The sequence below is a fragment of the Roseomonas populi genome (genome assembly GCF_024594815.1).
Classification (GTDB): Bacteria; Pseudomonadota; Alphaproteobacteria; order Acetobacterales; family Acetobacteraceae; genus Roseomonas; species Roseomonas populi.
The window spans coordinates 51,125-74,156 of sequence record NZ_JANJOU010000028.1; the positions used below are offsets into that span (position 1 = coordinate 51,125).

Annotated in this window: 22 protein-coding genes; 9 read left to right on the top strand and 13 right to left on the bottom strand. The window is 73.2% G+C overall.

The genetic code is table 11. The annotated features are described in order from the left end of the window. The first annotated feature begins 305 nt into the window (after positions 1–305). Both NRP21_RS23700 and NRP21_RS23705 read left to right on the top strand, forming a co-directional pair. Complete coding sequence (locus NRP21_RS23700; protein ID WP_257718713.1) at positions 306–1,022, top strand: IS6 family transposase; 717 nt, start codon at positions 306–308, stop codon at positions 1,020–1,022. Beyond that, entirely contained in the window at positions 1,019–1,564 is a 546-nt protein-coding gene (locus NRP21_RS23705) for a hypothetical protein (RefSeq protein ID WP_257718714.1), read from the top strand. The genes NRP21_RS23700 and NRP21_RS23705 overlap by 4 nt, the downstream gene beginning before the upstream one ends. 34 nt (positions 1,565–1,598) lie before the next feature. Here the strand turns inward: NRP21_RS23705 and NRP21_RS23710 are convergent, their stop codons facing one another. From NRP21_RS23710 to NRP21_RS23720, 3 genes are read right to left on the bottom strand one after another with little or no spacing between them, the layout of a single operon-like run. Beyond that, on the bottom strand, positions 1,599–2,021 hold the full coding sequence (locus NRP21_RS23710) for a hypothetical protein (protein WP_257718715.1): 423 nt from the start codon (positions 2,019–2,021) through the stop codon (positions 1,599–1,601). A gap of 3 nt (positions 2,022–2,024) precedes the next feature. Continuing rightward, positions 2,025–2,465, bottom strand: coding sequence for a hypothetical protein (locus NRP21_RS23715; protein ID WP_257718716.1), 441 nt, complete (start codon positions 2,463–2,465; stop codon positions 2,025–2,027). Between the two features lie 4 nt (positions 2,466–2,469). Next, positions 2,470–3,189 (bottom strand): hypothetical protein, encoded by a 720-nt coding sequence (locus tag NRP21_RS23720; RefSeq protein WP_257718717.1) that lies wholly within the window; start codon positions 3,187–3,189, stop codon positions 2,470–2,472. Positions 3,190–3,400: 211 nt separating this feature from the next. On the opposite strand from NRP21_RS23720, the gene NRP21_RS23725 reads away from it, so the two are divergent. After that, on the top strand, positions 3,401–5,110 hold the full coding sequence (locus tag NRP21_RS23725; RefSeq protein ID WP_257718718.1) for a hypothetical protein: 1,710 nt from the start codon (positions 3,401–3,403) through the stop codon (positions 5,108–5,110). A 22-nt stretch (positions 5,111–5,132) separates the two neighbouring features. Here NRP21_RS23725 and NRP21_RS23730 read toward each other — a convergent pair whose 3' ends face one another. The 6 genes from NRP21_RS23730 to NRP21_RS23755 form a co-directional block, all read right to left on the bottom strand. Continuing rightward, positions 5,133–5,732 carry a hypothetical protein gene (locus NRP21_RS23730; RefSeq protein ID WP_257718719.1) on the bottom strand — a complete coding sequence of 200 codons (600 nt, stop codon included), beginning with the start codon at positions 5,730–5,732 and terminating at the stop codon, positions 5,133–5,135. Between the two features lie 5 nt (positions 5,733–5,737). Continuing rightward, positions 5,738–7,351, bottom strand: coding sequence for an MFS transporter (locus tag NRP21_RS23735; RefSeq protein WP_257718720.1), 1,614 nt, complete (start codon positions 7,349–7,351; stop codon positions 5,738–5,740). A gap of 74 nt (positions 7,352–7,425) precedes the next feature. Beyond that, positions 7,426–8,007 (bottom strand): hypothetical protein, encoded by a 582-nt coding sequence (locus tag NRP21_RS23740; RefSeq protein WP_257718721.1) that lies wholly within the window; start codon positions 8,005–8,007, stop codon positions 7,426–7,428. Continuing rightward, entirely contained in the window at positions 8,004–8,684 is a 681-nt protein-coding gene (locus tag NRP21_RS23745) for a hypothetical protein (RefSeq protein ID WP_257718722.1), read from the bottom strand. Before NRP21_RS23745 ends, NRP21_RS23740 begins: the two co-directional genes overlap by 4 nt. A gap of 96 nt (positions 8,685–8,780) precedes the next feature. Then, complete coding sequence (locus NRP21_RS23750) at positions 8,781–9,197, bottom strand: hypothetical protein (RefSeq protein ID WP_257718723.1); 417 nt, start codon at positions 9,195–9,197, stop codon at positions 8,781–8,783. Further along, a complete protein-coding gene (locus NRP21_RS23755; protein WP_257718724.1) occupies positions 9,194–9,919 on the bottom strand; it encodes a hypothetical protein in 726 nt (241 codons plus the stop codon). The genes NRP21_RS23750 and NRP21_RS23755 overlap by 4 nt, the downstream gene beginning before the upstream one ends. 138 nt (positions 9,920–10,057) lie before the next feature. On the opposite strand from NRP21_RS23755, the gene NRP21_RS23760 reads away from it, so the two are divergent. Next, positions 10,058–10,825 (top strand): hypothetical protein, encoded by a 768-nt coding sequence (locus tag NRP21_RS23760; RefSeq protein WP_257718725.1) that lies wholly within the window; start codon positions 10,058–10,060, stop codon positions 10,823–10,825. A gap of 24 nt (positions 10,826–10,849) precedes the next feature. Here the strand turns inward: NRP21_RS23760 and NRP21_RS23765 are convergent, their stop codons facing one another. Further along, positions 10,850–11,620: a DNA polymerase III subunit epsilon gene (locus tag NRP21_RS23765; RefSeq protein WP_257718726.1), complete on the bottom strand. Its 771-nt coding sequence runs from the start codon at positions 11,618–11,620 to the stop codon at positions 10,850–10,852. 113 nt (positions 11,621–11,733) lie between these two features. Between NRP21_RS23765 and NRP21_RS23770 the strand changes: the two genes are divergently transcribed. The 4 genes from NRP21_RS23770 to NRP21_RS23785 all read left to right on the top strand — a co-directional run bounded on the left by NRP21_RS23770 (position 11,734) and on the right by NRP21_RS23785 (position 19,950). After that, complete coding sequence (locus NRP21_RS23770; RefSeq protein WP_257718727.1) at positions 11,734–13,233, top strand: cation:proton antiporter domain-containing protein; 1,500 nt, start codon at positions 11,734–11,736, stop codon at positions 13,231–13,233. A gap of 220 nt (positions 13,234–13,453) precedes the next feature. Then, on the top strand, positions 13,454–14,077 hold the full coding sequence (locus NRP21_RS23775) for a TetR/AcrR family transcriptional regulator (protein ID WP_257718728.1): 624 nt from the start codon (positions 13,454–13,456) through the stop codon (positions 14,075–14,077). Continuing rightward, on the top strand, positions 14,074–17,565 hold the full coding sequence (locus tag NRP21_RS23780; RefSeq protein WP_257718729.1) for an acyl-[ACP]--phospholipid O-acyltransferase: 3,492 nt from the start codon (positions 14,074–14,076) through the stop codon (positions 17,563–17,565). Before NRP21_RS23775 ends, NRP21_RS23780 begins: the two co-directional genes overlap by 4 nt. A gap of 249 nt (positions 17,566–17,814) precedes the next feature. Beyond that, positions 17,815–19,950 (top strand): class I SAM-dependent methyltransferase, encoded by a 2,136-nt coding sequence (locus tag NRP21_RS23785; protein WP_257718730.1) that lies wholly within the window; start codon positions 17,815–17,817, stop codon positions 19,948–19,950. A 193-nt stretch (positions 19,951–20,143) separates the two neighbouring features. On the opposite strand, the gene NRP21_RS23790 is transcribed toward NRP21_RS23785, so the two are convergent. Both NRP21_RS23790 and NRP21_RS23795 read right to left on the bottom strand, forming a co-directional pair. Next, positions 20,144–20,401, bottom strand: coding sequence for a hypothetical protein (locus NRP21_RS23790; protein ID WP_257718731.1), 258 nt, complete (start codon positions 20,399–20,401; stop codon positions 20,144–20,146). 116 nt (positions 20,402–20,517) lie between these two features. Continuing rightward, positions 20,518–20,991 (bottom strand): hypothetical protein, encoded by a 474-nt coding sequence (locus NRP21_RS23795; protein WP_257718732.1) that lies wholly within the window; start codon positions 20,989–20,991, stop codon positions 20,518–20,520. A gap of 363 nt (positions 20,992–21,354) precedes the next feature. Between NRP21_RS23795 and NRP21_RS23800 the strand changes: the two genes are divergently transcribed. Then, positions 21,355–21,639, top strand: coding sequence for a hypothetical protein (locus tag NRP21_RS23800; protein ID WP_257718733.1), 285 nt, complete (start codon positions 21,355–21,357; stop codon positions 21,637–21,639). A gap of 173 nt (positions 21,640–21,812) precedes the next feature. Here the strand turns inward: NRP21_RS23800 and NRP21_RS23805 are convergent, their stop codons facing one another. Further along, positions 21,813–22,052: a hypothetical protein gene (locus NRP21_RS23805; protein WP_257718734.1), complete on the bottom strand. Its 240-nt coding sequence runs from the start codon at positions 22,050–22,052 to the stop codon at positions 21,813–21,815. Positions 22,053–23,032 lie beyond the last annotated feature (980 nt).

A 23,032-nucleotide genomic window follows, 5' to 3' on the forward strand; every position in this document is an offset into this window, starting at 1 on the left:
AGTTGGTACGTCGCGGCAAGGGCGCAGAAGCAGTGAAGCTGATCGTGGAGCGGGCCCGGGCGGTAACTGGTGTTGGTTTGGTTCGAAACAGGTATGTGCGAGGGGAGGCTGGGCATGATGCCGAATTTCCAGGCTATCTCTTCGACCGGTCCCGCAGGCGCGGCGTGGACGATGTGTGATCAGTGCGGGTGCGCTTGCAGCACGGCGCATCGACCTGTGTGTGGATGAGAGGAGGGCCGACGGCATCGTCAACATGGTCGGCCGCCAGCTTGCCCGAGCGACCCACCACCGGGTAGTCGGCGGGGATGACTACCCCCGCCGCCTGCCCCAGCTTCGCCGGGTATCGCTTCCCGGCCGAGATCGTCAGCCAAGCGGTGTGGCTCTATTTCCGCTTCCCGCTCAGCTTGCGGATGGTCGAGGAGATGCTGGCTTTCCGCGGCATCGTGGTCAGCCATGAGACACTGCGCCAGTGGAGCCGCAAGTTCGGCCAGGCATTCGCCAACGGGATCCGCCGCCGGCTGCCCCGGACCGGCGACAAGTGGCACCTGGATGAGGTCGTCCTCAAGATCAACGGTGTGACACACTGGCTTTGGCGCGCCGTCGACCAGGCCGGGATGGTGCTCGACGTGCTGGTGCAGAGCCGACGGGATAAGCAAGCTGCCAAGCGTCTACTCAGGAAGCTGCTGAAGCGGCAGATGCGGCCACCTCGGGTCATGATCACCGACAAACTGGCAAGCTATGCTGCCGCGAAGAAGGAGGTGATGCCCTCCGTCGAGCACCGGCAGCACAAGGGGCTGAACAACCGTGCGGAGAACTCGCATCAGCCGACGAGACGTCGAGAGCGACAGATGAAGCGCTTCAAATCAGCAGGCCAAGCGCAGCGCTTCCTCTCTGCCCACGACGGAATCAACAACCTCTTTCATCTTCGCCGCGACCACCTCCACGCCAGCGAGTACCGCGCCGCAAGGGCACGCGCATTAGAGCTGTGGTCCGACATCAGCGGGATCACCGCGTCGACTTGATCGCCCTTGATCCCGGCGCCGATCAGCCAGCCGCGTCGCCCCGAGACCAGCAAGTTGACGATGCCCTCGCGGCCGCCCTCGCCACAGCGCCCGCCCTCCTGCGCGCGCAGAGCACGATCGGCCCCGCCGAGCGCCGGGCCATCGCGGCTTACCGGCAGGAGAAGTATCCAGCCATCGAGAGCGGCATCCAGCAGGCTGCCGGATTCGCCGTGCCGGTCGAGGTGGAGTGGGACCAGCTCACCCTGCCGGGCGATGCCCAGTATTACGCGCGCGACGACTTCTTCGGGAAGACGATCTTCGAGCCGCTGACCACCGCGTTGCGGAGCATCACGGCCGATGCGATGGGGCGCGATGCTCTGCGCGGGGAGCTTCAGCGCATCCACATCCGCTACGACGAGAAGACAGCGCCTGCTTCCAACTACCCGAACGGGCTCTCCTTCCAGGTCGGCACGCTCGACATCAATTGGCGCCCCTACGCCAACACCGGCGACGTGGCGGAGCGGACCCAGGCCATCACGGGGCTCCTCGAGAAGAACCTCTGATCCTCGCCGCTGAAACAGAGGCCGGAGCGGGGCGTCATCCGTCCTGCTCCGGGTCATAGACACGCTCGAAGGCCTGCGCCGTGCAGCGCGGGCAAGAGAGGTAGATCGCGGTGCCGCCGCGGGGCAGCACGATCCCTCGTCGCTCGCGGTCGATGCGCCATCGCGCGCGCCGCCCGTCCGCGAGGGTGACGAGACCTTCGGCGTGGCAGCGCGACATCTCCAGGTCGTGATAGTAGGCCCGCGCATCCACGCGGCGCGCCGCGGCGAAATAGGCGCGCACCTCGCGCGGCCGCAGGCGGAAGCGGGCGCACTGCGCCGCGGTCTCCTCCCCGCTCACGTCGTTGCCGCGCGCGCCGTTCGCGGTGATGCGGATGTCCGAAACCGGCCCGGGCAGGCGCGCTGCCGTAGCCGGCCCAACGGCGAGAACCGCCAGCAGGAGGGTGACGGCACGGCGCACGCCCTACTCCTCCGGGCCGCGGTAGATGGTGACGAGGCGCCAGCCCTCCTGCCCGCGCGCGAACTCCAGGCTGCCGATGCGCGCCTGGCCCGGCGCGACGTTGCGGGGATCGAGGACCGGCTCCGGCGTGTCGCGAATCACGTCCAGCACCGTGCGGTTGTTCCTCACGTCCTCCACCGTCCGCAGCAGGCGGCGGAAGGCGGCGGGAAGGGTCGCGGCTGTCAGGCGGCGCATGGGCTCATCGTCCAGCTCGCCGCGGCTCTCCAGGGGCAGGCGGCTCATGCGCGTCACGGCCGCCATGTCCCCAGCCCGGACGGCGGCGCGGAAGCCGCGCCAGAAGGCTGCGATGGAGGCGGCGCGGGGATCGCGCTGGGCGGCCGCTGGCCGGACAACGAAGGAAACGGCGGCGAGGGACGCTCTGGCGAGGAGGCGGCGCGTGGGCATGGCGTCATCCCTTGCGCCTGTAGAAGCCGGAGAAGGTGACGTTGTGGCCGCCGCAGCCATTGTTGTCGCGCGCCAGCAAGTAGGGGCCGCGCCGCCACAGGCGGATGCGGCAGGTGAACTCGTCGCCCGCCTCGTAGGCCTGGGTGCGGCCGTCCTCGCCCATGGAGAAGGCCAGCACGCCGTTCACGGGCCGCGCCTCGCCCGCCACCTCGCCGATGTTGACGCCGCCACGCCGCACGCGCTCAGGGTCGCCCATGCCCCAGGTGGCGTCGCCCTTCACCACCAGCGCGCCCTTGGAGCCGGGGGAGATGACGATGTCCTGCTCCGGCGCCCTCCACTGGCCGTTCCAGTCGGCCGGGGCTTGCTCCGCCTCCGGCAGCGGCAACAGGGCGGCGGCGGGCGGGCAGCCGATCGTCGCCGCGCCCCGCGCGCCCACGAAGCCGGCGCAGGTATAGGCGCCACCGGAGGCGCCGTGGGACGGGCCGGTCAGCACCACGTCGCCCGGCGTGAGATAGGCCCGCGCCCGGCAGGCCGCGCCCTCGTTCGGGCAACCCCGCACCAGCGTGCCGTCCTGGACGAAGTTGACCCGCGACACGCCGGGCCGCACGGCGGCGACGCGCGCATCCTCCTTCACGAGGTCGGACCAGACGCAGCCCGCCCGCGCCGCCACGGGCGCGAGGCAGAGGATCGCCTCCAGGGCGAAGAGGACGCGGCGGAGCGGCAAGGCATCTCTCCCTTCCTGCCGCCTCGGCATAGCCGACCGGGCGAAGATGGGGAGCGGGGCGCCGATCAACTCCCGCGGCGCGCGGCCAAGTCGGGGAAGGCGGGCCCCACCCGCGGCGGCCCCGCGCATCCAACGCCGGCGCCGGGCGCTGGAATGCCACGGAGGGGCCGCGACCCCGCCCCGTCCCGCGAGAGGCAGCACGACGCTCGAAATGCCTGATCCCGTTTCACCCGCCGCGTCGCGGGCCCTCATCGCCGCGCGCCTCGGCATCGGCCTGGCACAGGGCGTCGCGCTCCGTGCGCTCTCGGCGATGGTGGAGGGAGCGGTGCCGCATCCCTGGGCGGCGGCGAACCCCAAGGGCTTCGGCCTGCTGGTCCTCCTCGCCGCTCTCTTGCCGCTGCCCGTCCTCCTCGGCCTCGGCCACATCCGCGGGCGGGCGCTGGCGGCGTGGACGCTCGCCTCGGCCGCCCTGATACTCCTCCTCGGCGGCCATGACCTGCGCCAGCACGGCGAGCTGTCGCTGACGCCCGCGAGCAACGCCCTGATGCTCTCCCTCGGCGGGCTCCTCTTCATCGGGCAGGCGCTGATGGCGGCGGCCGATGCCGGGCGCCGGTGGTGGCCCCGCTACCCCGACCTCTTCGAGGCCGCCTGGCGCACGGGGATGCAGCTCGCCCTCGCCCTGGCCTTCGTGCTGGGCTTCTGGCTGATCTACTGGATCGGCTCGATGCTTTTCTCCGGCATCGGGATTAAGGCGCTGCGGGACCTCGGCGGGCGGTCCGGCTTCGTCATCCCCGTCACCACCGCCCTCGGCGCGGCTGGCATCCACCTGGCGGATTCGGGCGGGCGGCTCACGCGCGGGCTGCGCGCCCTGCTGCTCGCGCTCGGCGCCTGGCTGGCGCCGCCCGCCGCGGGCCTCGCCGCCGCCTTCCTGCTCAGCCTGCCCTTCACGGGGCTGGAGGTGTTCCGGGGGAGCGAGGCCGCGAGCTGGCTGACGGCGGCGGCCGCCGGCCTCGTGGTGCTGATCAACGCCGTGCACGGGGATGGCGGGTCGCGCGGCGAGGGGTCGGCGGCCCTCCTGCTCGGCCTCTCGGCCCGCCTCTCGGCCGTGCTGCTCCCGGTCCTCGTGGCGTTGGCGGCCCTGGTGCTGGCGCGCACCGTCGGCTCGCGCGGGCTGACCGAGATGCGCGTGGAGGGCGCCGCCGTGCTGGCGCTGCTCGCCGCCTACGCCGTTGCCTACGCCTTCGCGGCGCGGCGGCCGGCGATGCGGGCGATCGAGCCGGCCAACACCACCATCGCCCTCCTGGCGATCCCCGTCCTCGTCGCGCTGAACACGCCGTTGGCCGATCCCGCGCGCCTGACGGCGGAGAGCCAGACGGGGCGGCTGCTGCGCGGCGAGGTCGCCCCCGACGACTTCGACTTCTACCGGCTGGGCAAGGCCGGGCACAGCGGCGGGCGCGCGTTGGCGGCCCTGGCCCGCCACCCGGACCCGGAGATCGCCCGCCGGGCCGATGCCGCCCTTCCCCGCCCGGAGACACCCCCGCCCGCCACGCTCGAGGACGCCGCCGAAGCCCCGCTGCGCCTGCGCGCCCTGCCGGACGGCACCGCCCTGCCGCCCGGCCTGGCGGAGGCGATGATGCAGGTGCGGCCCGAGTGCGTGGAGGAGGAGTGTGTGGCCCGCCTCGTCGAGCTGGAGGGGCAGGACACCTGGCTCGTCGGCCCTGTCTACGGCGGGTTCAGGGCGATGCGGGCGGAGGGCGCGGGCTGGCGGCTGCTGGCGATCTTCAACGCCCCGCTCCAGTGCCGGGACGCCGCGCGGGCCGGGCTGCGGGCGGGCCCGCCGAACGCGGCGCCCTGGCTGCCGGCACTCGAGCTTGGCGGCGTGGTGCTGCGGCCCGTGCTGCCACGGGACCATTGCCGATAGGACAGGGCGGGGCTCCCGCGCCTCAGCGGCGGCCCGGCGGCCCGGCCATCAGGATCAGCCCGGCCTCCGCGATGCCGCGCGCGTCCGGCGCCGTGGTGGCCAGGAGGGTGAAGCGCACCGGCCGCGCCGGGCCGCTCTCGGCACCCGTTCCCGGCTCGGACCAGTAGCTCGTGGCGAGGGGGGAGAACCCGTCCGCCACCCCGGCCTCCGTCATGCCCTCCGCCGCCGCGCGCGCGGTGACGCGGCCCAGGAAGCCCTTCGCGGGCACGCCGAGCAGCCCGGGCGCCCCGACCTGTCCGGCCGCGAAGTCGGAGCCGACGTAGCAGTGCCGGCCGTTCTCGTCCTCGCCCCAGCTCGCGACGTAGCGCGGGGAGAGGAGCTGGACCGCCCTCTCGCGGTCCGGCATGCGCAGGGGAAGGCCACGGATCGCCTCCGCCGTTGCCGGCCCTGTCGGCAGGCCGCCGAAGGGCGTCCGGCCCGCGCGGACGTAGCCGAGACAGTCCTCGAAGATGATCCGCATGACCAGCGGCTCGTTCTTCTCCAGTTCCGCGGCGCCGGCCAACAACGCGGGGAGGAGAAGCCACAAGACGGCCAGGAGCGCCCCCGTTCGCGCCACTGCCATGGTTCTCATCTCTCCAGCCACGGGTAGCGGACGCGCGCCTCCCGCTCGGCCGTCTCCGCGTCGACGAAGTAGGACGCCTCCTCCGGCAGGGCGAGCCATCCCCGGGCGAGGGGCTGGCCCTCGTGGAAGGTTTCGAAGAACTCCTCCACGCGCAGGGCGTACAGGCCGTCCCGGCCGACGACGCGGACCCGCCGCGCCCCGTCGGGCGCCTCCAGCACCCTCTCTGTCATCTCCTCCGCGGGATCCGCCCCGCCCCGGCGGGATGGTTGTACCTCTGCCGCCCCCATTGCCTCGGGGCTGGGGCCGCCGGCGCTTAGCGGGGCTGCCAGCAGCGCGGCCACCGCCGCCAGCCCCAGCCCGAGGGACATCGAGCCCACCGGCCCGCCCTGCCCCGTGGCGCCGAGCCAGAACAGGGGCAGAAGCAGGGAGACAAAGGGCGCCAGCAGCCCGCCCAGAGCGCCCGCGGCGATGAGGAGCCCCGCCGCGGCCGCTCCTCGCCCGGCCGGCGCGCTCCCGACCAGCGCCAGGGCGTTCCCGGCCTCGAACAGCCCGCGCCCGAGACCGACGACCAGCATGCTTGCCAGCGCCGCGGGCGCCCCGGCCACGGGCACCACCAGGGCTGCCGCTCCGAGGGCCAGCAGCAGCGCCCCGACGGGCGCCGGCCGGCGCGCCACGCCCCACCCACCCGCGAGAGCGCCGAGCGCCGCGCCCAGGGCGGCGGCGAGGAGAGGAAATTGCAACCACACCGGCGGCAGGCTCCAGGCCGACATCAGCTGAGGGATGGCCGCCGTGTTCACGGCCGTTACCGCCAGCCCGCCGAGCAGCGCCGCCCCCGCCGCTGCCCCCGCGCCCGGCCGCGCCAGCAGGTTCAGGGGCAGCAGGGCCGCCGCCCGCCGCGCCTGCCATGCCCAGAGCGCGGCGAGGAGCACGCCGACGACCAGCAGCACGAGGCCGCGCCAGGGCCGGAAGGGCGCGGTGTAGAGGGCCGCGAGCAGGACACTGAGGCAGAGGAGGTTCAGCAGCGTGCCGAGGGCGTCGAAGGGGTGCCGCGCCGGGTCCTCCGGCAGCGCCTTCAGTCCCAGCCGCAGGGAGGTCAGGGCCAGCACGACCCCCGGGAGGGCCAGCCCGGGGAAACCGAGCGCCCCCATTCCAAGGCCCGAGAGAATCGGCAGCAGCACCAGGCCCAGCACGCCGGCGGCGACCGCGAGGCCGAAGCCGGGGGCGAGGCGCGTCCCGCCGAAGACCGGGCGGACCAGGGCGAGGCCGGCGGCGAGCAACCCGGCCGAGGCCATGCCCTGCACCAGCCGCAGCCCCATCAGCGCCCACAGCTCGAGGGGCAGCGCCGCGGCGAGCGAGAGCGCGGCGACGAGGACGACCGCGCCGAGGAAGGCGCGGCGCGGCCCGAGGCGCCCGGCCAGCGAGGCCGCCGGCAGGGCCCCCAGGAGAAGCCCGACCCCGTAGGGCGGCTGGAGCAGGGCGATCATCATCACCGGCAAGGCCAGCCGCTGCATGTGCAGGGGCTGCAGCAGGTTGAAGACCGTGCCCGGCAGCGCCGCCAGCGCCAGGCCTAGCAGCAGCGCCAGCGGCGCCTGCCAGCGCCCGGCCCCCGTTCCCGTCATCCGCCGATCCCTACCTATTGCCATCCGCAGCGTTCGCCGCGGAGGAGGTCCGCATCCCCGTTCCCCAGCACGCGCTAAGGGGCCGCGTCGTCGTGGCCCAGCACCCCGGCTGCCCAGTCCCGCACCGCCGCCGCGTCAGGCTCGGTCAGGTCGCGGCGCGGCAGCATCACCGGGCGCGCCGCTCCGAAGCGGAGGATGAGGTAGCCCGGCGGCTCCTCGATCCCCGTCAGCAGCGCGGCGTCGTAGGAAGCTTCCCATGTCGCGCCCCGGATGGTGGCGCGATCGGGCCCGAGGGTGACGGAGACCGGGCCGACCAGGGGCTCCCGCCCTTCCTCCGAGCGCATCTCCAGCATCGTCCGCAGCCCCAGCCGCTCCGTCCACCGGGACAGCAGTGCGAGCAGCAGGGCCGCGCCCAGGATCGCAGCGGCCACGACGGCATCGTCCCAGGCGGGCGGGCGCAGCAGCGGCGTGGGATCGTGCGGATTCACGGCGGCCCAGCTCGCCACGCGCCCCGCCATCGGCGCCGAGAGGGCGAGGAGCGCCCCCCCGGCGACGAGCTGCGAGCCGCCGATCCCGAAGGGAAGCCCGCGCCGGTTCTGCGCGACGAGGAGCCAGGCTTGGTCCTCCGCGTGCCAGTTGATGGAGAGCGCGATCACGCCCGCCCCTCCCGCGCGTGGCGCCGCACCCAGTCCCGCACCGCCTCCTGCTGCTCCGGCGCCAGGTCGCGCCGGGGCAGGACGACGACGGAGACGAGGCCGAAGCGCAGCATCATGTGATCCCGGTCCTCCACAAGCCCGCGCAGCAGGGCCACGTCGAAGCGCCGCGCGGCCCGCGGGCCCGTCCAGTGCAGCGCGCGCGTGCCCAGTACCACCCGCGCCGGGCCGCCTCCATCGGGTGGGACGCCGTCCGGCCCGGGCCGAAGTACGCGCCTGGCATGGGCCACCGAGGCCCATCGCCGCACCAGCGGCAGGAGGTAGGCCCCGGCGAGCCAGCCCAACCCCGCGAAGGCGGCGATGGCGGCGAGGATCGCCAGCAACGGCAGCCCCTCCGGCACGGGCGACTTCCAGCCGCTGCCGGAGGCGAGCACGGCGGTGACGGCCGTCAGCATCACCAGCCCGCCGAGAGCGGCGCTGCCCAGCCCGCCGCGCGGGGTCATGGCCGCGACGGCCAGGCGGCTGGCGGCCACCTCGTCCTCCGTGTCCACGCGCACGACCAGGACCGGTCCCCTGTCCGGGGCGGGCGACGTCCAGAGGCCGGCCGGGCGCGCGGACGGGGGCGTGACCGGGCGCTCCCAGGGGCGCCGGGGCGGGGTGCCGGATGAGACCTCGTTCATGCATCCTCCGCGTCCCGAACGCCGGAGAGGGCCGAAGGGCGGCGCCCCTCCCTGGCCGGGCGTTCCGCGCCGCGCAAGGCCGCACGGCCGGGCCGGTCAGCGCAGCGCGATGACGAGCCCGTCCTCGAAAAAGCGGTAGCCGAGGCCAGGGCGCATGAAGGCGACCGCCACGGCGTTGACGTCCCCGCAGCGCACCCAGCCGGCCACGGTCCCCGGTGTGTCGAGAACCGCGGGAAAGCGCCAGTGGGGGCCGAAGTGGCGGGCAATGGCGCCCCGGTCGCGCGGGCGGATGTCGTCGTAGCCCACCTCCGCCGCGCAACTCTCACCCAGCGGGTCGGTCAGCCCCTCCCGCCGCAGGGCCAGGTGCCGCACCCCGGTCCGGGCCAGCAGCGCACGCGGCCCTGGCGGGCCGGAGACGGCGCCGAAGGTCCAGTCCCGCATCCAGAAGGGGTCTTCCGCCGCCCCGGCCGGCGTGGCTGCGAGAAGCGCCAGGGCAAGGAGGAGGCAACTCATGCGAGGAGCCCGAGGAGGTAGGCCAGCAGCAGCAGGAGCGCGCCCAGCGACAGCACAAGGCTCGCGAGGTCCCAGCCGGAGGAGGCGGGGGAGCGCGCCCCCAGCCCCGCCGCGCGCCGCTCCGCCAACGCGGTCAGGGTGCCCGCCGCGAGGCGTGCCAGGAGCCAGAGCGCGAGGGCGTTGAGCAGCAGCAGGTCGCCCCCGAGCGGCCGCCAGGCCACGAGGAGGAGAACGAAGGGTGCCGCCTCCCAGTAGCGGTGGGTTCGGAAGGCCACGCCCGGCACCCCTGCTTCCGCCGCAGCGAAGCCGCGCGCCAGCGCCGCCCGGTGCCGCCATGCGGAAGCGATCCCGACGGCGCTTCCGCCGAGGGCAAGCAGGGCGGCCAGGAGGCGCGGGTCGCCAAGCAGCGACACCATCCCCCCCGCGCCCTTCAGCCCGAGGGAGGGGGAGAGCAGCGCCTCAAGCCCGCCGCGCAGCCGGGCCGCGGTGGGTTCCAGGCCAAGAAGGGAGGCGCCCGGCTCCGCCCCGGCCAGCACGACGAAGGGCAGCAGCGCCAGCCCGGCCCAGGACGCCGCCGAGGCGGCGCGCTGCGGGGCGGCCGCGCCCGGCCCCCCGGCCGCGAGGAAAGCGGCCCGCGCCCCGCGCCGGTCCAGCGGCGGCGCGGCGGGCTCCGGCCCGGTCCAGCGGCGGCTGTCGATCGGCGGCCCCTGCCCCGTGCTCACGTTCTCGTCCGGCCCCCCGCCCCGGCCCGAACTTAGGGGACGGGCGGGCCAGGGCCTAGCTCACACTCCCCTCGCCCGCCGATCCGGGCCGCCGGCCGGGGTTGCCGCCCCCCTGCCCCGAGTTCACCATGGCCAGGCATGGCCGAGATCACCTGGCGCGCGGCGGAGCCGGAGGCGTTGGCCTCGCGCGTGGACTTCACCATCGACCTCCGCACCGGGCGGCTCCGCACGGACCCGCTGGACCGCATCGCGAGCCTTTTCATCGGTCTAGCCCAGTACCAGGCAGCGCGTTACGTCGAGCACCGCCCCGTGCACGACCTCCTGACTGAGGGCGCGACGCCGCTGCAGGACGGGATCGCCGCGTTGCTCGCCGCCGATCCCTGGCTGCGCGAGATGGGCCTCTCCGTCGTCACCGTTCGCATTGCCGGGCTGAGCCCGAGCGCGGAGCTGGCCCGCGCCCTCGAGACACCGACCTTCGAGCGCGCGCTGATGGCCCCCTCGGACTGGCGCCACGACGGTCGGCCGGTGGTGGCGCTGATCTTGCGCTACGGTGCGGCCGCGCAGTCGGTGATCCCGCTCACCCTCGACGGGGCGGAGCAGCCGCGACAGCCGGAAGAACGGCTCGCCGCGGCGATGAAGTGGGGATCGGCCCCGGAAGGCCGGACCCTCATCATGGCCCAGCAGCGTCTCGGCGCCGCCCGGCTGCAACCGGATTGCCTGGGCTGGAACGGCAACGCGCTCGTCCCGCGGCCCGAGCCGCCGCTATGGGATGTAGTCGCCTCGCGACAGTCCCGCCGCCCCGCCCGGCTCCTTGAGCAGCCTCATTCCCGTCAACACCTGCCGCGACTGTTACGGAGGCGCCGCAGTGTCTCTCGCCGACAGGTTTCCCCGCTGAGGATTGGCTGAGCAGGCCTGTCCCGGAGGGCACGGTCACACATTGAGGCGAGGCTGCTCAGGCGCGCCCGATCCGCCGCCGCGGCGCGCCATTTCCCTCCTTGCCGTGAAGAGCATGTCCGGGTTCCGCCGGAACGCCCTGTCCAGCACGCGCGCGAGCTGCGCCTCGTACAGCTCGTCCCAGCGCCGCCCCTGGAGGGGGCCACTCGGTACGCGCACCAGCAACGCCGGCTCCGCCGACCAGGCCAGCAGCCGGTCCAGCTTCACCAGGGCCAGCATGTCGCGCAGGTGATGCGCCGTCACGTAGGCGTCAGGCCCGGCCCGGTGGGCGGGCAGACCCGTCGCGCGGTCCAGCCCCGCCGGGCGGCGCCAGTAGCGCAGGCCCTGGTTGGAGTGGGTGGGGGCGTCCGGCCAGACCCGCAAGGCGCATTTCCACGTGCAGATCCAGTGCGCCCGCCCGCTCAGGGCCGGCATGCACCAGCGCTGCTCGAACGCCGCGCGGTGCGCCGCGAGCGCGAGCGTGTGCCCGCCGCTCAGGATCACCGGCGCCACCTCGGCCCAGGGCCGCGCCTCCGCCACGTCCTCGTCCACGATGTGGTGGATGGCCGAGGTGACGGCGGAGATGGGGAAATCCGGGCGCACGAGCCGCGACCCCGGGCCGCCATCCAGGTCCCAGCTGCCGTCGGCTTCCTGCGCCAGATCCTGCCAGCCGATCTCCACCACACCGCCATTGGCGAAACTGTCCCCGGTCGTCTCGAGGTCGATGACGCGCAGCCGTGCTGCCAGCGGCGTGGAACTCTCCATCATGGCTCTCCTAACCGACGATGGGGCTCAGGGCTCGACCCGGAACTTGCGGCGTCTGGTCCGGCGTAACTGAGGTCGCCCCGCGCACGTTCCGTCCGCATACAGGGGCGAGGGACATGGGATCTGTCGAGTTCGTGGCCCTCCTCCTCGCGGGGATCGGTCCATTGCTGGCCCTATCGCATCTGCTCGGCGTTCCGGCGACGGTGGTCCTGTTCGGCACCGGCCTCGCCATCGGCTTCCTACCCGGCGACGCGCCGGTGAAGGTGGATCCGGACCTCGCGATCTGGCTCTTCCTGCCTCCGGTCATCTACGCCTCTGCGGTCCGGATCACGCCGCACCTGCTGCGGCACGCGCTGCTGCCGGGAGTGGCCGTCGGGGGCGGACTCGCGCTTGCCACCGTGCTGGGCGTCGCGGCGGCCGTGCACTTCCTCCTCCTACCGGGCCTTCCGGCGGCTGCCGCGCTGGTGCTCGGCGTCGTTGCGGCGCTCTTCGACACGCGCCTGTTCCAGGAGGTGAAGGGTGTCCCGCGCGTGCCCCGCGCCCTGGCCGACGCGCTGAAGGCGCGCGAGATGGCCTCCCGCGTCGTGGCGCTCACCGTACTCGCCATCATCGCCTCTTCCGTCCGGGAGGGCACGCCGCCCGGGATCGGGGAAGGGGCGCTGCACGTCGCCTGGGCCCTGCTCGGCGGCTCCGCCGCTGGCCTGGGGATCGGCCGCACTGTCCTTTGGCTACGCGACCGGGCAGGGCCGGCGCCGGTCGAGATCGCGGTCTCCCTCGCCACCCCTTATCTCGGTGCGCTCGCGGCCCGGAGCCTCGGCCTCTCGCTCGCGGTGACTGTCATCGCCGCGGCGCTGACCGTCTCCGCCGCGCGGGTGGACACCCGGACCGGGGAGGCCCGCTCCTCCGCAGAGGCCCGGATCTCCGCCATGGCGTTCTGGGAAGAGGCGAGCCTGCTCGTCTCCTCGATCCTGTTCCTTCTGGCGGGGCTGGCGGTGCCGGACGCGCTTGGCGACCTCGGGGGCTGGTCGCCGGCCACTGCCGTCGCGGCGGCCGCGGGCATCCTCCTCCTCGTTCTTCTCCTCTCCTGGCTCGGCTCAGCCGTCTCGACGCGCCTGCCGCCCGTGCGCGAGGCGCTGGCCGGGGAGGACACGGCCGGGCGCGCTGCCGCGGCGGGCGTGATGGCCTGGGCCTCCACCCGCTCCGTCCTCGGCCTCGTCGTCGTGCTCTCGGTGCCCGCGTCCTGGCCGGACGGGACACCCGTCGCGGAGCGCGGCCTGCTGCTCGTGGTCGCTGCACTAGTCGTGCTCGGCTCCGTCGGCGTCCAGGGCTTCACCCTGCGGCGCGCAATCCGTGCGGCGGCGTTGCAGGGCAGCGGGGATGCGAAGGGCGAGGAGGCGCGGGCGCGCGAGGCAGCGACCGAGGCGCGCGAGCGGGCCACAGGCGAGGATGCCGCGCACCCCGAGGGGATCGCGGCCGAGCGGCGCGTCCTGGTGAAGATGCGGGAGAGGGACGAGATCGGGGATGAGGCGCTGCACAACCTCCTGCGCGAGGGGGATCTGCGGAAGCGGGCGGCGGAGGGCGACAGCGGGCCCGGCGCGCCGCCCCCAAAGCCCTGAGCCGCGCTCGGACCACCAGCGGGTTGCCCCCTTCGCGGGCCGGCTCATGCCCGTGCACCCGACCCAGCCTCCGAGTGGCTGGATCGCATGAAGCGGGGTCATCCCGGTGCCAGACTTCGCTTCCGTCCGACAGGCCGTGATGGGCCCCGGCCGGTTCGGCTTGACACCGCTGGGCGCCCATTTCTAACTTACCTATCGATAAGTAATTAAGGTGCCTAGGATGGCCCGCTACGAGAGCAAGCGTCGGCAGATCGAGGAGACCGCGATGCGTCTTTTCGCGGACCGCGGCGTGGATGCCGTCTCCATGCGCGACATCGGCGCGGCCTGCGGCATCTCCGGGCCCGGCGTGCTCTCCCATTTCGGGAGCAAGGACGCCCTCGTCGCGGCGCTCTTCGCCGAGGGCTATGCCGGCTACGCGGCCCGGATCGCCGAGGCCATGCCGGCAGGGGGACCCTTCCGCGAGCGGCTCGGCGCGGTGATCGTCGCGGTGCTGAGGCTTCACGACGAGGACCAGGACCGCTTCCGCTTCCTTGTCCTGCGGCAGCACGACCATCTCGCGAGCGTCCAGGGCGGCGATGCCAGCCCCGTCGAGGTGATCCGCGCGCTGGTCGAGGGTGCCATGGCGGCCGGCGAGATCCCGCGCCGCGACCCTGACCTCGCTGCCCTCGCGGTGATCGGCCTCGTGCTGCAGCCGGCGACGGGGCGGCTCTACGGCCGCCTGACGGGTCCTCTCATCCCCCTCGCCGCGGAGATCACGGCGATGGCCTGGGGTGCCCTCATGGCCGGGAGCGAGGCGCCGGCCCCGGCACGACCCTCTCGCCGCTCCAGGAGCACCCAGCGATGAACCAGCCCATCCCGGAGGGGCGGCCCGCCATCCTCACCCGCCGCCTCCTGCCGCTCGTCGTCGCGCAAGGGTGCGGGGGGTTCAACGACAACCTCGTCAAGAACGCCCTCGTCATCCTCGCGCTCTTCCGGCTCGGGGAGGGCGGCATCGCCTTCTCCGCCCTCGCCGGGGCGCTCCTCATCGCGCCCTACATCCTCCTCTCCGCCACCGCCGGCGCGCTCGCCGACCGCATGCCAAAGCGGACCCTCATCGTCAGGCTGAAGGTCTTCGAGGTCGGCCTCGTGCTCCTCGCCGGGCTTGGCTTCCTCACGGGCAGCGTCGGGCTGCTGCTCGGCGTCATCCTCGGCCTCGGGATCCAGGCCGCGCTCTTCGGGCCGGTGAAGTACGCCATCCTCCCCGAGCACCTCCGGCACGACGAGCTCATCGCCGGCAACGGCGCCATCGAGGCGGCGACCTTCGTCACCATCGTGCTCGGCACCGTGGCGGGCGGTGCCCTCATCCTCCTGACGGACGGGGCCACCCTCGTCGCCGCGCTCGGGGCCGGCGCCGCCCTCCTCGGCCTCGTTGCCGCGCTGAGGATCCCGCCCACGGTCGCGGCGGCGCCCGGCACCCCGGTGGAAACGAACCTTGTCCGCGCCTCCTGGCACTGCGTGCGGGACGCCTTCGCCCATCGCCCGATTCGCCTCTCCATCCTCGGCCTCTCCGGCTTCTGGACGGTCGGCTCGACGGTCATCACCGCCCTGCCGGTCGTCGCGCGGGACACGCTCGGCGGCACGGGGGGCGTGCTCACACTGTTTCTCGTCGTCTTCGCGCTCGGTGTCGGGGCGGGGTCGCTCCTCTGCGCTCGCCTGCTCCGGGGCGAGGTCAGCCCGCGGCACGTTCCCCTCGCCGCCCTGGGCCTTGGTATCCTCACCGGCGCCTTCGCCCTTCTCGCCGCCGCGCTCGGCCCGGTCGCCGCGGGCGGGCCGGTGGATCTGTTTCGCTCGGCCGGCGGCCTGCTCCTTCTGCTCAGCCTCCTGGGGCTGGCGGTCTGCGGCGGCGTCTTCTCCGTTCCGCTCTACGCCATCCTGCAGGAGAGCGCCGATCCGGCCCGCCGTGCCAGCACCATCGCAGCGAACAACATCGTCAACGCCGTCGCGATGGTCGCGGGCGCCGGCCTGGCCGCGGGTCTCGCCGCCCTCGGCCTGTCCGTCACGGGCGTCCTCCTCGTCACCGCCGCCCTCACGCTTCTCGGCGCCGGCTACATCGTGCGGATCCTGCCGCAGGACGTGCTGCGGACCCTGTTCCGCGGCTATTTCGACACCTTCCACGGCGTGGACGTGCGGGGGCTGGAGAACTACCGGGCGGCGGGGGACCGGCTCGTCATCGTCTCGAACCACCTCTCCTTCGCCGATGCCTGCCTCATCGCCTGCTACCTGCCGCGCAGCCCGACCTTCGCAGTGAACACCGCCATCGCGGATCGCTGGTGGACGCGCCCCTTCCTTGCCGCGGTGGAGGTCTTCAAGGTCGACATCGCCTCCCCCTTCGCGATCAAGCGCATGGTCGAGGCCGTGCGCGACGGCGGCCGGCAGCTCATGATCTTCCCGGAGGGGCGGCTGACGAAGACCGGCGCCCTGATGAAGGTTTACGAGGGGGCGGGCGTCGTCGCCGACAAGTCGGGCGCGAAGGTGCTGCCGATTTCGATCCAGGGCCTGCAGTTCACGCGCCTCAGCCGGCTGAAGGGGCGCCTTCCCATGCGCTGGTTCCCGCGCCTCTCGATCACCATTCTGCCGGCGGTGGAACTGCGCCCGGAGGGCGCGGCGGAGATGACACCCCGCAAACGGCGGGAGGCGGTCGGCTTGGCCCTCGGCGACCTGATGACGGACGCCGTCTATCGCTCGAAGCCGGTGGACCGGACGATCTTCGAGGCGCTGCTGGATGCCCGCGACCTCCATGGCGGCGGCACCCCTATCGCCGAGGACATCGCTCGCGAACCGATCTCCTACGATCGCATCGTCACAGGCGCCCTCGCGCTGGGCCGGAAGATCGCCGCATTCGACGACGCGGCCCGTCTCGCCGGCCCATGTCCCGCACCGGAGGTCACGGATGGCGAGCAGGCCCTACCCGCTGCGGTCGGCCTGATGCTGCCGAACGCCAACGCCGCCCTTGTTGCTTTCATGGCGCTGCAGGCCAGCCGGCGCGTGCCGGCCATGCTGAACTTCTCCGCCGGCGCAGATGCTATGCTCTCGGCCTGCCGCAGCGCGGATCTCGCGACCGTCGTCTCCAGCCGCGCCTTCGTCGAGCGCGCCAAGCTCGGCAAGGTCGTGGAGCGGATGGCGCCGCATGTCCGCTTCCTCTGGCTAGAGGACCTGCGGGCCGGGCTGACCTGGCGCGACAAGCTCGGGGCGAAGCTCCGCGGCCTCTTCGCGCGCCGCATCGCCGAGCGCGGCGCGGACCCCGACGCGCCCGCCCTCATCCTGTTCACCAGCGGGTCCGAGGGGGCGCCGAAGGGCGTCGTCCATTCCAGCCGCACGCTGCTGGCGAACATTGCGCAGATCTCGACCGTGGTGGACTTCACGGCCTCCGACCGCGTCTTCTCGGCGCTGCCGATGTTCCATTCCTTCGGCATGACCGGCGGCACCCTCTTGCCGATCCTGCACGGGGTGCGGACCTTCTTCTATCCTTCGCCGCTGCACTACCGGATCGTGCCGGCGCTGATCTACGACACCGACGCGACCATCGCCTTCGGCACGGACACCTTCCTCAACGGCTGGGCCCGCTTCGCCCACCCTTATGACTTCTACGCCATCCGCTACGTCTTCGCCGGCGCGGAGCGCGTCCGCCCCGAGACGAAGCAGCTCTACGCCGAGCGCTTCGGCGTGCGGGTGCTGGAGGGATATGGCGCTACCGAGACCGCTCCGGCGCTGGCCCTCAACACGGCGATGCACGCCCGCCCCGGCACGGTCGGCCGCTTCCTGCCGGGCATCGAGACGCGCCTTGATCCGGTGCCCGGCATCCCCGGGGGCGGCCAGCTCTGGGTTCGCGGGCCGAACGTGATGCTCGGCTATCTCAGGCCCGAGCGCCCGGCCGTGATCCAGCCGCCGGCGGGGGGCTGGTACGACACCGGCGACGTCGTGGAGGTGAGCCCCGACCGCTACGGGCGCGTCGTCGGCCGCGTGAAGCGCTGGGCCAACATCGCCGGCGAGAAGGTCTCCCTCGTCGCCGCCGAGGAGCTGGCCGCCCTCCTCTGGCCCGGCGCCTCGCACGCCGTGGTGAAGGTTCCCGACCCGAAGAAGGGGGAGGCGCTGGTGCTGGCCACGACCCAGACGGACGCGACCGCGGAGGCGCTGGTGGCCTTCGCGCGGGGCCGGATGGTGGCGGAGATCGCCGTCCCCCGGATGGTCGTCCCGGTCGGGGCGCTCCCGCTTCTCGGGACCGGAAAGACCGACCTTCCCGGCGTGGAGGCGATCGTGGGAGCCGCGCTGCGTCCCAGCACGGTCCCGGCCTAACCCTCGACGACGCCTTGGGGCGAAGGACCGCAGCCCTGCCGTCGCGCGGACGTGCCGGGGAATGGCACGGCGGGCGCGCCGCACCGATTGCTCCCGCCCGGCCTCCTGTCCAGTCTTGATCTCACTCTCCCGCATACCGTGTTGGGTAAGGGACGCTTGGCCAGGGCGGCACCAACAGCCCTGTCATCATCAGGTCAAGGAAGACGCAGCATGACGCAACGTCACAACATGCCAGTTCGGGGCTGAACCGTGGATCACCCCGCACGCGGCGACGCGGACGCTTACCGGCGCTACTTCGCCGGCATGGATGCCTCCTTGGACCAGAAGGCGGCCTTCCTCTCCGCGCATCTCGTCACCGATCCCGGCGCGCGCATCCTCGACCTCGGCTGCGGCTCCGGCGCGCTGTCCGCCCGCATGGCGGCGCTGGCGCCCGGGGCGAGGGTGGTCGGCATCGACATCGATGCGGGCACGATCGCGCAGGCGGCGGCATTGCACGACCTGCCCAACCTCGAGTTCCGGGTCGGCGACGCAGCGGCGGCGCAGGAGCCGGCGGACGCGGTCGTGTCCTGCTCCCTGCTGCACCACGTCTACACCTACGCGCCCCGCCCCTACGACGAGACCGCAGCGGAGGCAGCGCTGCGCGCTCACCTCGCCTCCCTCCGGCCCGGCGGGCTTCTCGTGCTGCGCGACTTCTGCCGGGACGGCGCGCCGGGCGAGACCTGCGTCCTGGAGCTGCCCGGCGAGGAGAACGCCGCGCTGCTGCGCGACTTTGCCGCCCGCGCCCGCCCGCTGGACCCGCTCGGCGCCGGCTTCCCGCTGGAGGAACTGGGAGAGGCAGGGGACGGCTGGCTCCGCTTCCGCCTGCACCGCCACTGGGCCGCCGAGTTCCTGTTGCGCAAGGACTACCGCGAGGACTGGGAGGCGGAGCTGCGGGAGGAGTACGCCTTCTGGCCGCTCCGCCGCTTTGCCGAGGTGGTGGAAGGGGCCGGCGCCCGCGTGGTGCGGGCCGCGGAGGTGCGGAATCCCTGGGTGGTGCAGAACCGCTTCGCCGGCCGCGCGCGCCGTTGGGATGAGCGGGGGCGGCCACTGCCCTGGCCCGCCACCAACATGGTCCTGGTGGCGCAGAAGGTGCCCGTCGGCGGTGCTGTCCGCTTGCAGCAGCGCCGCTTCGACCCGGCGCCGCCCACCTACCTCAGGCAGAGTGCCTGGAGTGGGCCGGACGGAACCTTCGACCTCGTGCAGCGCCCCACCGGTGCTGTGGACTTCCTGCCTTTTTCGGTAACGGATGGCTGCCTCCGCGTGCTGGCCCGCAACGGCTGGCCGCGCCCGGCCCTTGTCGCCATTGGCACGGAGACGGGAGAAGCGGCAGAGCTGCGATCGGGCCACGTCGTGGAGATGATCTCCCTGGCCTCCGACGGGGAGGACCTAGCGGCCGACTTCCAGGCCCGCGCCGGCTTTCCCATCCCCTCCGGCACCCGGCCCGAGGCCCTTCTGAGCTTCCTGCCCTCAGCCGGCCTGGTAGACGAGGTTGTCAGGGCTTTCGCGGTTCCCCTCCCGGTTCTGCCGCCGGTGCAGCCGGCCTCCCGGCCGCCCGGCCAGACGCTGGACCCCGGCGTGCTACAATCCTTCGACGCGGCCGGACTGCTGCGCGCGGCGGAGGTCGGCATGCTGCCCGAGGCGCGGCTGGAACTCGCGGTTCGCGTCCTGCTCCGACGCCTCGACCTGCCGGCCGGGCGCTGGGCGGGGGAGGAACTACCCTCCGACCTGCCCGTCGTCGTCGCCTCGAACCCCGAGACGGTCTTCCACCCAGCGGGCACGCCCTTCACGCCGGCGGCAGGAGCGGCCGGGTATCTGCGCCGCGCACGCTCCGTCTTCGTCGAGACGCTGGCGGGAGCGGGCGGGCCCGTGCGGGGCGCGGAGCAGGTGCTGGAGCTCGCCGTGCCGGCCCATCATGGTGCCTGGACCGTGTCAGTGCTTCCCGTGGCACGGGATGCAGGGGGCCGGGTGCTAGTCGGGCTGGAGCGCCGCGTGCTGCCCGCCGCGCAGCTGGGCTTCGGCGACGCCGCCCTGCCCTGCGTTCCGGCCTGGCGCCTCGGCGTGCCGCCGGACGCGCCGGAGCCGCTGCGCGAGGCGGCGGCCCGGGCCGCAGGATGCGCGCCGGGATCGTTGGCCCCGCTCGGCGCCGCTTACCACCCGAGTTCCGGCATCACGCCCGAACGCGTGCAGCCCTTCGTCGTGCCGCTCGATGCCATGCCATCCGCGCTGCGCGAAGTGCTGCAACCCGTCCCGCTGCGCTGGCTTCTGGACAGGGCAGCCCTGCTGCGGGACGGCCACCTGCTGATCGCCGCGTTCCGCCTGGCATGCGCGCTGGACGATCCGGCGTGACGTGATCCGCAGCCGCCGTCGGCGTGGCCGCGCGGCGATGGGGCGGCACTTCGGCGCCACTGGCGCTATCCCGCCGCGCTCGACACGCCGGGCACCGTGGCCGGCTGGGTGCGCCGCGGAGGCGCCAATGGGGCGGCCGTCGCCTTCGTGCGGCCCGGCCTCGGCCAAGGCTTCTTCGAGGACGGGCTTGTCATCAGGTTGCGGTGACCCGCCGCAGGAGCCGGGATCCCAGCGCGACGATCCCAATGGCGACTGCGAGCGACAGCGCGAGCGTCACGGCCATGTAGAAATCCTCCACATCCTCGATGCCGTCGATGTCCAGCCAGGTGGTGACCTGGATTAGCGCGTCCGTCATGCCCGGCGTGAACTCCAGGCGGCCGACGAAGCGGGCCAGCCCGAGCCAGATCGCCAGCACGGCGCAGATCCTGGCGGCGATCCGCACCAGCCTCAAGGGCAGGCATCCCGCGCGCCGCGCACGTAGCGCGCGCCGGGGAAGCGGCGGCCGGGGCGGCACAGGCCGTCGAGGCCCGATCCGCGGGCCGCTGCGCGCCGGGCCGGGGCCCCCGGTCACCGATCGCGGCCCTCATCCCGCCGGTTCGTCGTGGCCGCCAGCCCGGACAACAGCCGCCCGGCGCCGTCGGCCGGTGCCTCGGAACGGCCCAGACGCGTCAGATTGAACGAGGGCAACCCCTCCCCACAACGGATCCCGTCGATCCGCCAGGAGCCCCCACGGTGAAGCAGGCGGTAGGTCGCGGCCGCGCTCCTCCCCTCTCCTGGCCAGCGATAGGCGATGATCGCCTCGCCGGGCCTCGTGACCTGGGTGCGGTAGAGGTAGGTGCCGTTGCTTTCCTGCGCGCAGGTCACCGGCACGAAGTCGAGGCCGCAGACCTCGTCCGGGCGGTAGCGCCCTCCGCAGTTCCGCCGCAGGAGCGTCCGCTCCGTCCGTGCGATCGCCGCGATGAGAGCCGGCGTCAGCAGGGTTGTGTAATCCACCGTGCGGCGGAAGCCTCGCTCGCCGCGGCCGCCCAGAAGATTGGACAAGGGGTCGGAATCAGCGTCAACACGATGCAGGATGTTGTCCAGTGCACGCTCCACCTCTGTTTCCGGTGGGTGGAACGGGAGCTCCGGCCGGACTGCCAGGGCGGTTGCCGCCGTGACCGGCAGGGCGAGAAGGGCGACCAGGACCGCCCCATGCAATATGGCCACCCGGTTTGCCCTCGCTCCGAAATCTGACGTTTCCCGAGGCCGGACCTTAGCGGTCACGGTGTCCGGAGACCATGGACGGCGAACCAGGCCCGGGAGCCCCGGCCATCCATCACTGCCTTCTCATCGGGCGATCGGCACCGGGCAGGTTATCTCCCCAGCATCTGGCCGCGATGAACGCGCCCGAGCCGAGGAACCCTGATGCGCCGCTTCGCTCTTCTTACCGCCCTGCTGCTCTCGGGCCTTCCCATGCCCATCCATGCCCAGGCGCCCGGGCCGGCCGCGCCGACGCGTCCGGTCACCATGTGGGAGGACGTAGACCAGCCGATGAGCGCGCTGCTGAGCGGCGGGCACCGGATCGTGTCCGCCATGGGCCCGAGTTTCAAGCTGGAGCGGAACGGCAAGTACGTGACCTGCGAGGTTCGCCCGGCCGGTGGGATGCGCGGCACGCGCGAGACCACTTCGGAGTGTCACAGGCTGAACTGATGACACGCGGCTGTCACGCCGTGCGCCCCACCCTACAGGACCGGCCTTCATGTTGTCGTTCGGGAGCATGCGGGCCAGGCAGGGCGGCGTGCTCCCTGAGCTCTGCGTCCCCTTGTGGCTCGAGTGGTGGGCGGTAAGCTGACGCCCCGCTGAGGTCCGCATGGCCGGTCGGGTCAGCGCCGGGTCAGCCTTCTCAGCCATCGTCCGACCCGGTCCCACAGGGGAACGCCGAGGAGCAGCGTCTCCGGCCTGACACGCCGCGGGTCGGCCCCGGTCTCGGCCGCGACCGCCCGGGCCAGGTGAGTCCATGTCTCGTCCACATGCGGGCAGGGCTCCGGCAGAACCTGCAGCACCGACATGTGGAGGTCGCCTTCGGTCCGCCAACCCGGCGCGTCGCGCACGTCGAACCGCACGCCGAACTCCCTCTTAACGCGTGCGAGCGCCGCCCACTTGTCGCCGTCACCACCGAGACCCAGGCTCTCCAGCGTCGCCCGGGCGCGTCCACGGACGTCCGGGGGCAGGAACCGGGGTGACGGGCCAGCCCCATCGGACGTCACGGCGTCCCCCGTGCCGCGGCGGAGCGCCCGCCTCCACAAAGCAGAGGAGGGATGATCCGCAGCACGCGGACTTTCAGCGTCATCGTCATACGCCGTTCCTTCATTGGCAGACCATCTCACTTGCCCCCGTGTTCGAGGACACCTGACTCATTAACAGTCCTTCAACACCGCTACCCGAGGTCGGCTGCCCCAGCCGGGATACGGTTCGGAAAGGACCCGCCAGTTCCAACGAGCGAGCGGCTCGGTTTCTTCTCCCGGCCATCTAACTTCGAGGGTCTGAACACTCGCGCTTGTGCGGCGCGCCCCCTTCCACCTGCCACCAGCACCTCGCGCTGGCGCGGTGGCATCGGTGCGCGATCACCGGTTGAGGCCGACCTCCGAGTCCCAGAGCAGAGAGGGTACGGGGTGTGGCCGCAGGGCGCTTTCGCCTGCTTGGTCGGGCCGGATTTCGTGCGGAATGCCTCTCCGCCAGTACATGAAGCTGATCCGCAACCTCCCCGGCTGCTCGTCCGGGAAGGCCTCCGGCAACTCGCCGACCGACCGGCCAGCCGCGTTCCGCAAGATCGGTTGGGGCACCGGGCAAGCTGTTGGAGGGTGGTCGGGGGATCGACGTATCGGCTGTGGCTGGCCTGCGGGGACGAGAGCTGCACCCTGAACCGCGCGCCCGCCAGAGGAGGGCCCGTCGGGGGAGGACGGTAGGGTACCCGTCCCCCTTACCGGGCGGAGAGCCGCAGTACGAGCCGGGCGCCCTACCGCCAGCAGCCCCGCCTGCTTGGCGGGGACGTCGCGCGGGCCGGTGGCGGCGGTGCGGCCCTTCGTGGAGAGAACCCCATTAT

Excerpts from the sequence above, each read along its gene's own strand:
- NRP21_RS23700 (WP_257718713.1), top strand. The coding sequence starts at position 306 with ATGACTACCCCCGCCGCCTGCCCCAGCTTCGCCGGGTATCGCTTCCCG.
- NRP21_RS23715 (WP_257718716.1), bottom strand. The coding sequence starts at position 2,465 with ATGCCCACGCGCCGCCTCCTCGCCAGAGCGTCCCTCGCCGCCGTTTCC.
- NRP21_RS23725 (WP_257718718.1), top strand. The coding sequence starts at position 3,401 with ATGCCTGATCCCGTTTCACCCGCCGCGTCGCGGGCCCTCATCGCCGCG.
- NRP21_RS23730 (WP_257718719.1), bottom strand. The coding sequence starts at position 5,732 with ATGGCAGTGGCGCGAACGGGGGCGCTCCTGGCCGTCTTGTGGCTTCTC.
- NRP21_RS23735 (WP_257718720.1), bottom strand. The coding sequence starts at position 7,351 with ATGACGGGAACGGGGGCCGGGCGCTGGCAGGCGCCGCTGGCGCTGCTG.
- NRP21_RS23745 (WP_257718722.1), bottom strand. The coding sequence starts at position 8,684 with ATGAACGAGGTCTCATCCGGCACCCCGCCCCGGCGCCCCTGGGAGCGC.
- NRP21_RS23750 (WP_257718723.1), bottom strand. The coding sequence starts at position 9,197 with ATGAGTTGCCTCCTCCTTGCCCTGGCGCTTCTCGCAGCCACGCCGGCC.
- NRP21_RS23760 (WP_257718725.1), top strand. The coding sequence starts at position 10,058 with ATGGCCGAGATCACCTGGCGCGCGGCGGAGCCGGAGGCGTTGGCCTCG.
- NRP21_RS23765 (WP_257718726.1), bottom strand. The coding sequence starts at position 11,620 with ATGATGGAGAGTTCCACGCCGCTGGCAGCACGGCTGCGCGTCATCGAC.
- NRP21_RS23770 (WP_257718727.1), top strand. The coding sequence starts at position 11,734 with ATGGGATCTGTCGAGTTCGTGGCCCTCCTCCTCGCGGGGATCGGTCCA.
- NRP21_RS23775 (WP_257718728.1), top strand. The coding sequence starts at position 13,454 with ATGGCCCGCTACGAGAGCAAGCGTCGGCAGATCGAGGAGACCGCGATG.
- NRP21_RS23780 (WP_257718729.1), top strand. The coding sequence starts at position 14,074 with ATGAACCAGCCCATCCCGGAGGGGCGGCCCGCCATCCTCACCCGCCGC.
- NRP21_RS23800 (WP_257718733.1), top strand. The coding sequence starts at position 21,355 with ATGCGCCGCTTCGCTCTTCTTACCGCCCTGCTGCTCTCGGGCCTTCCC.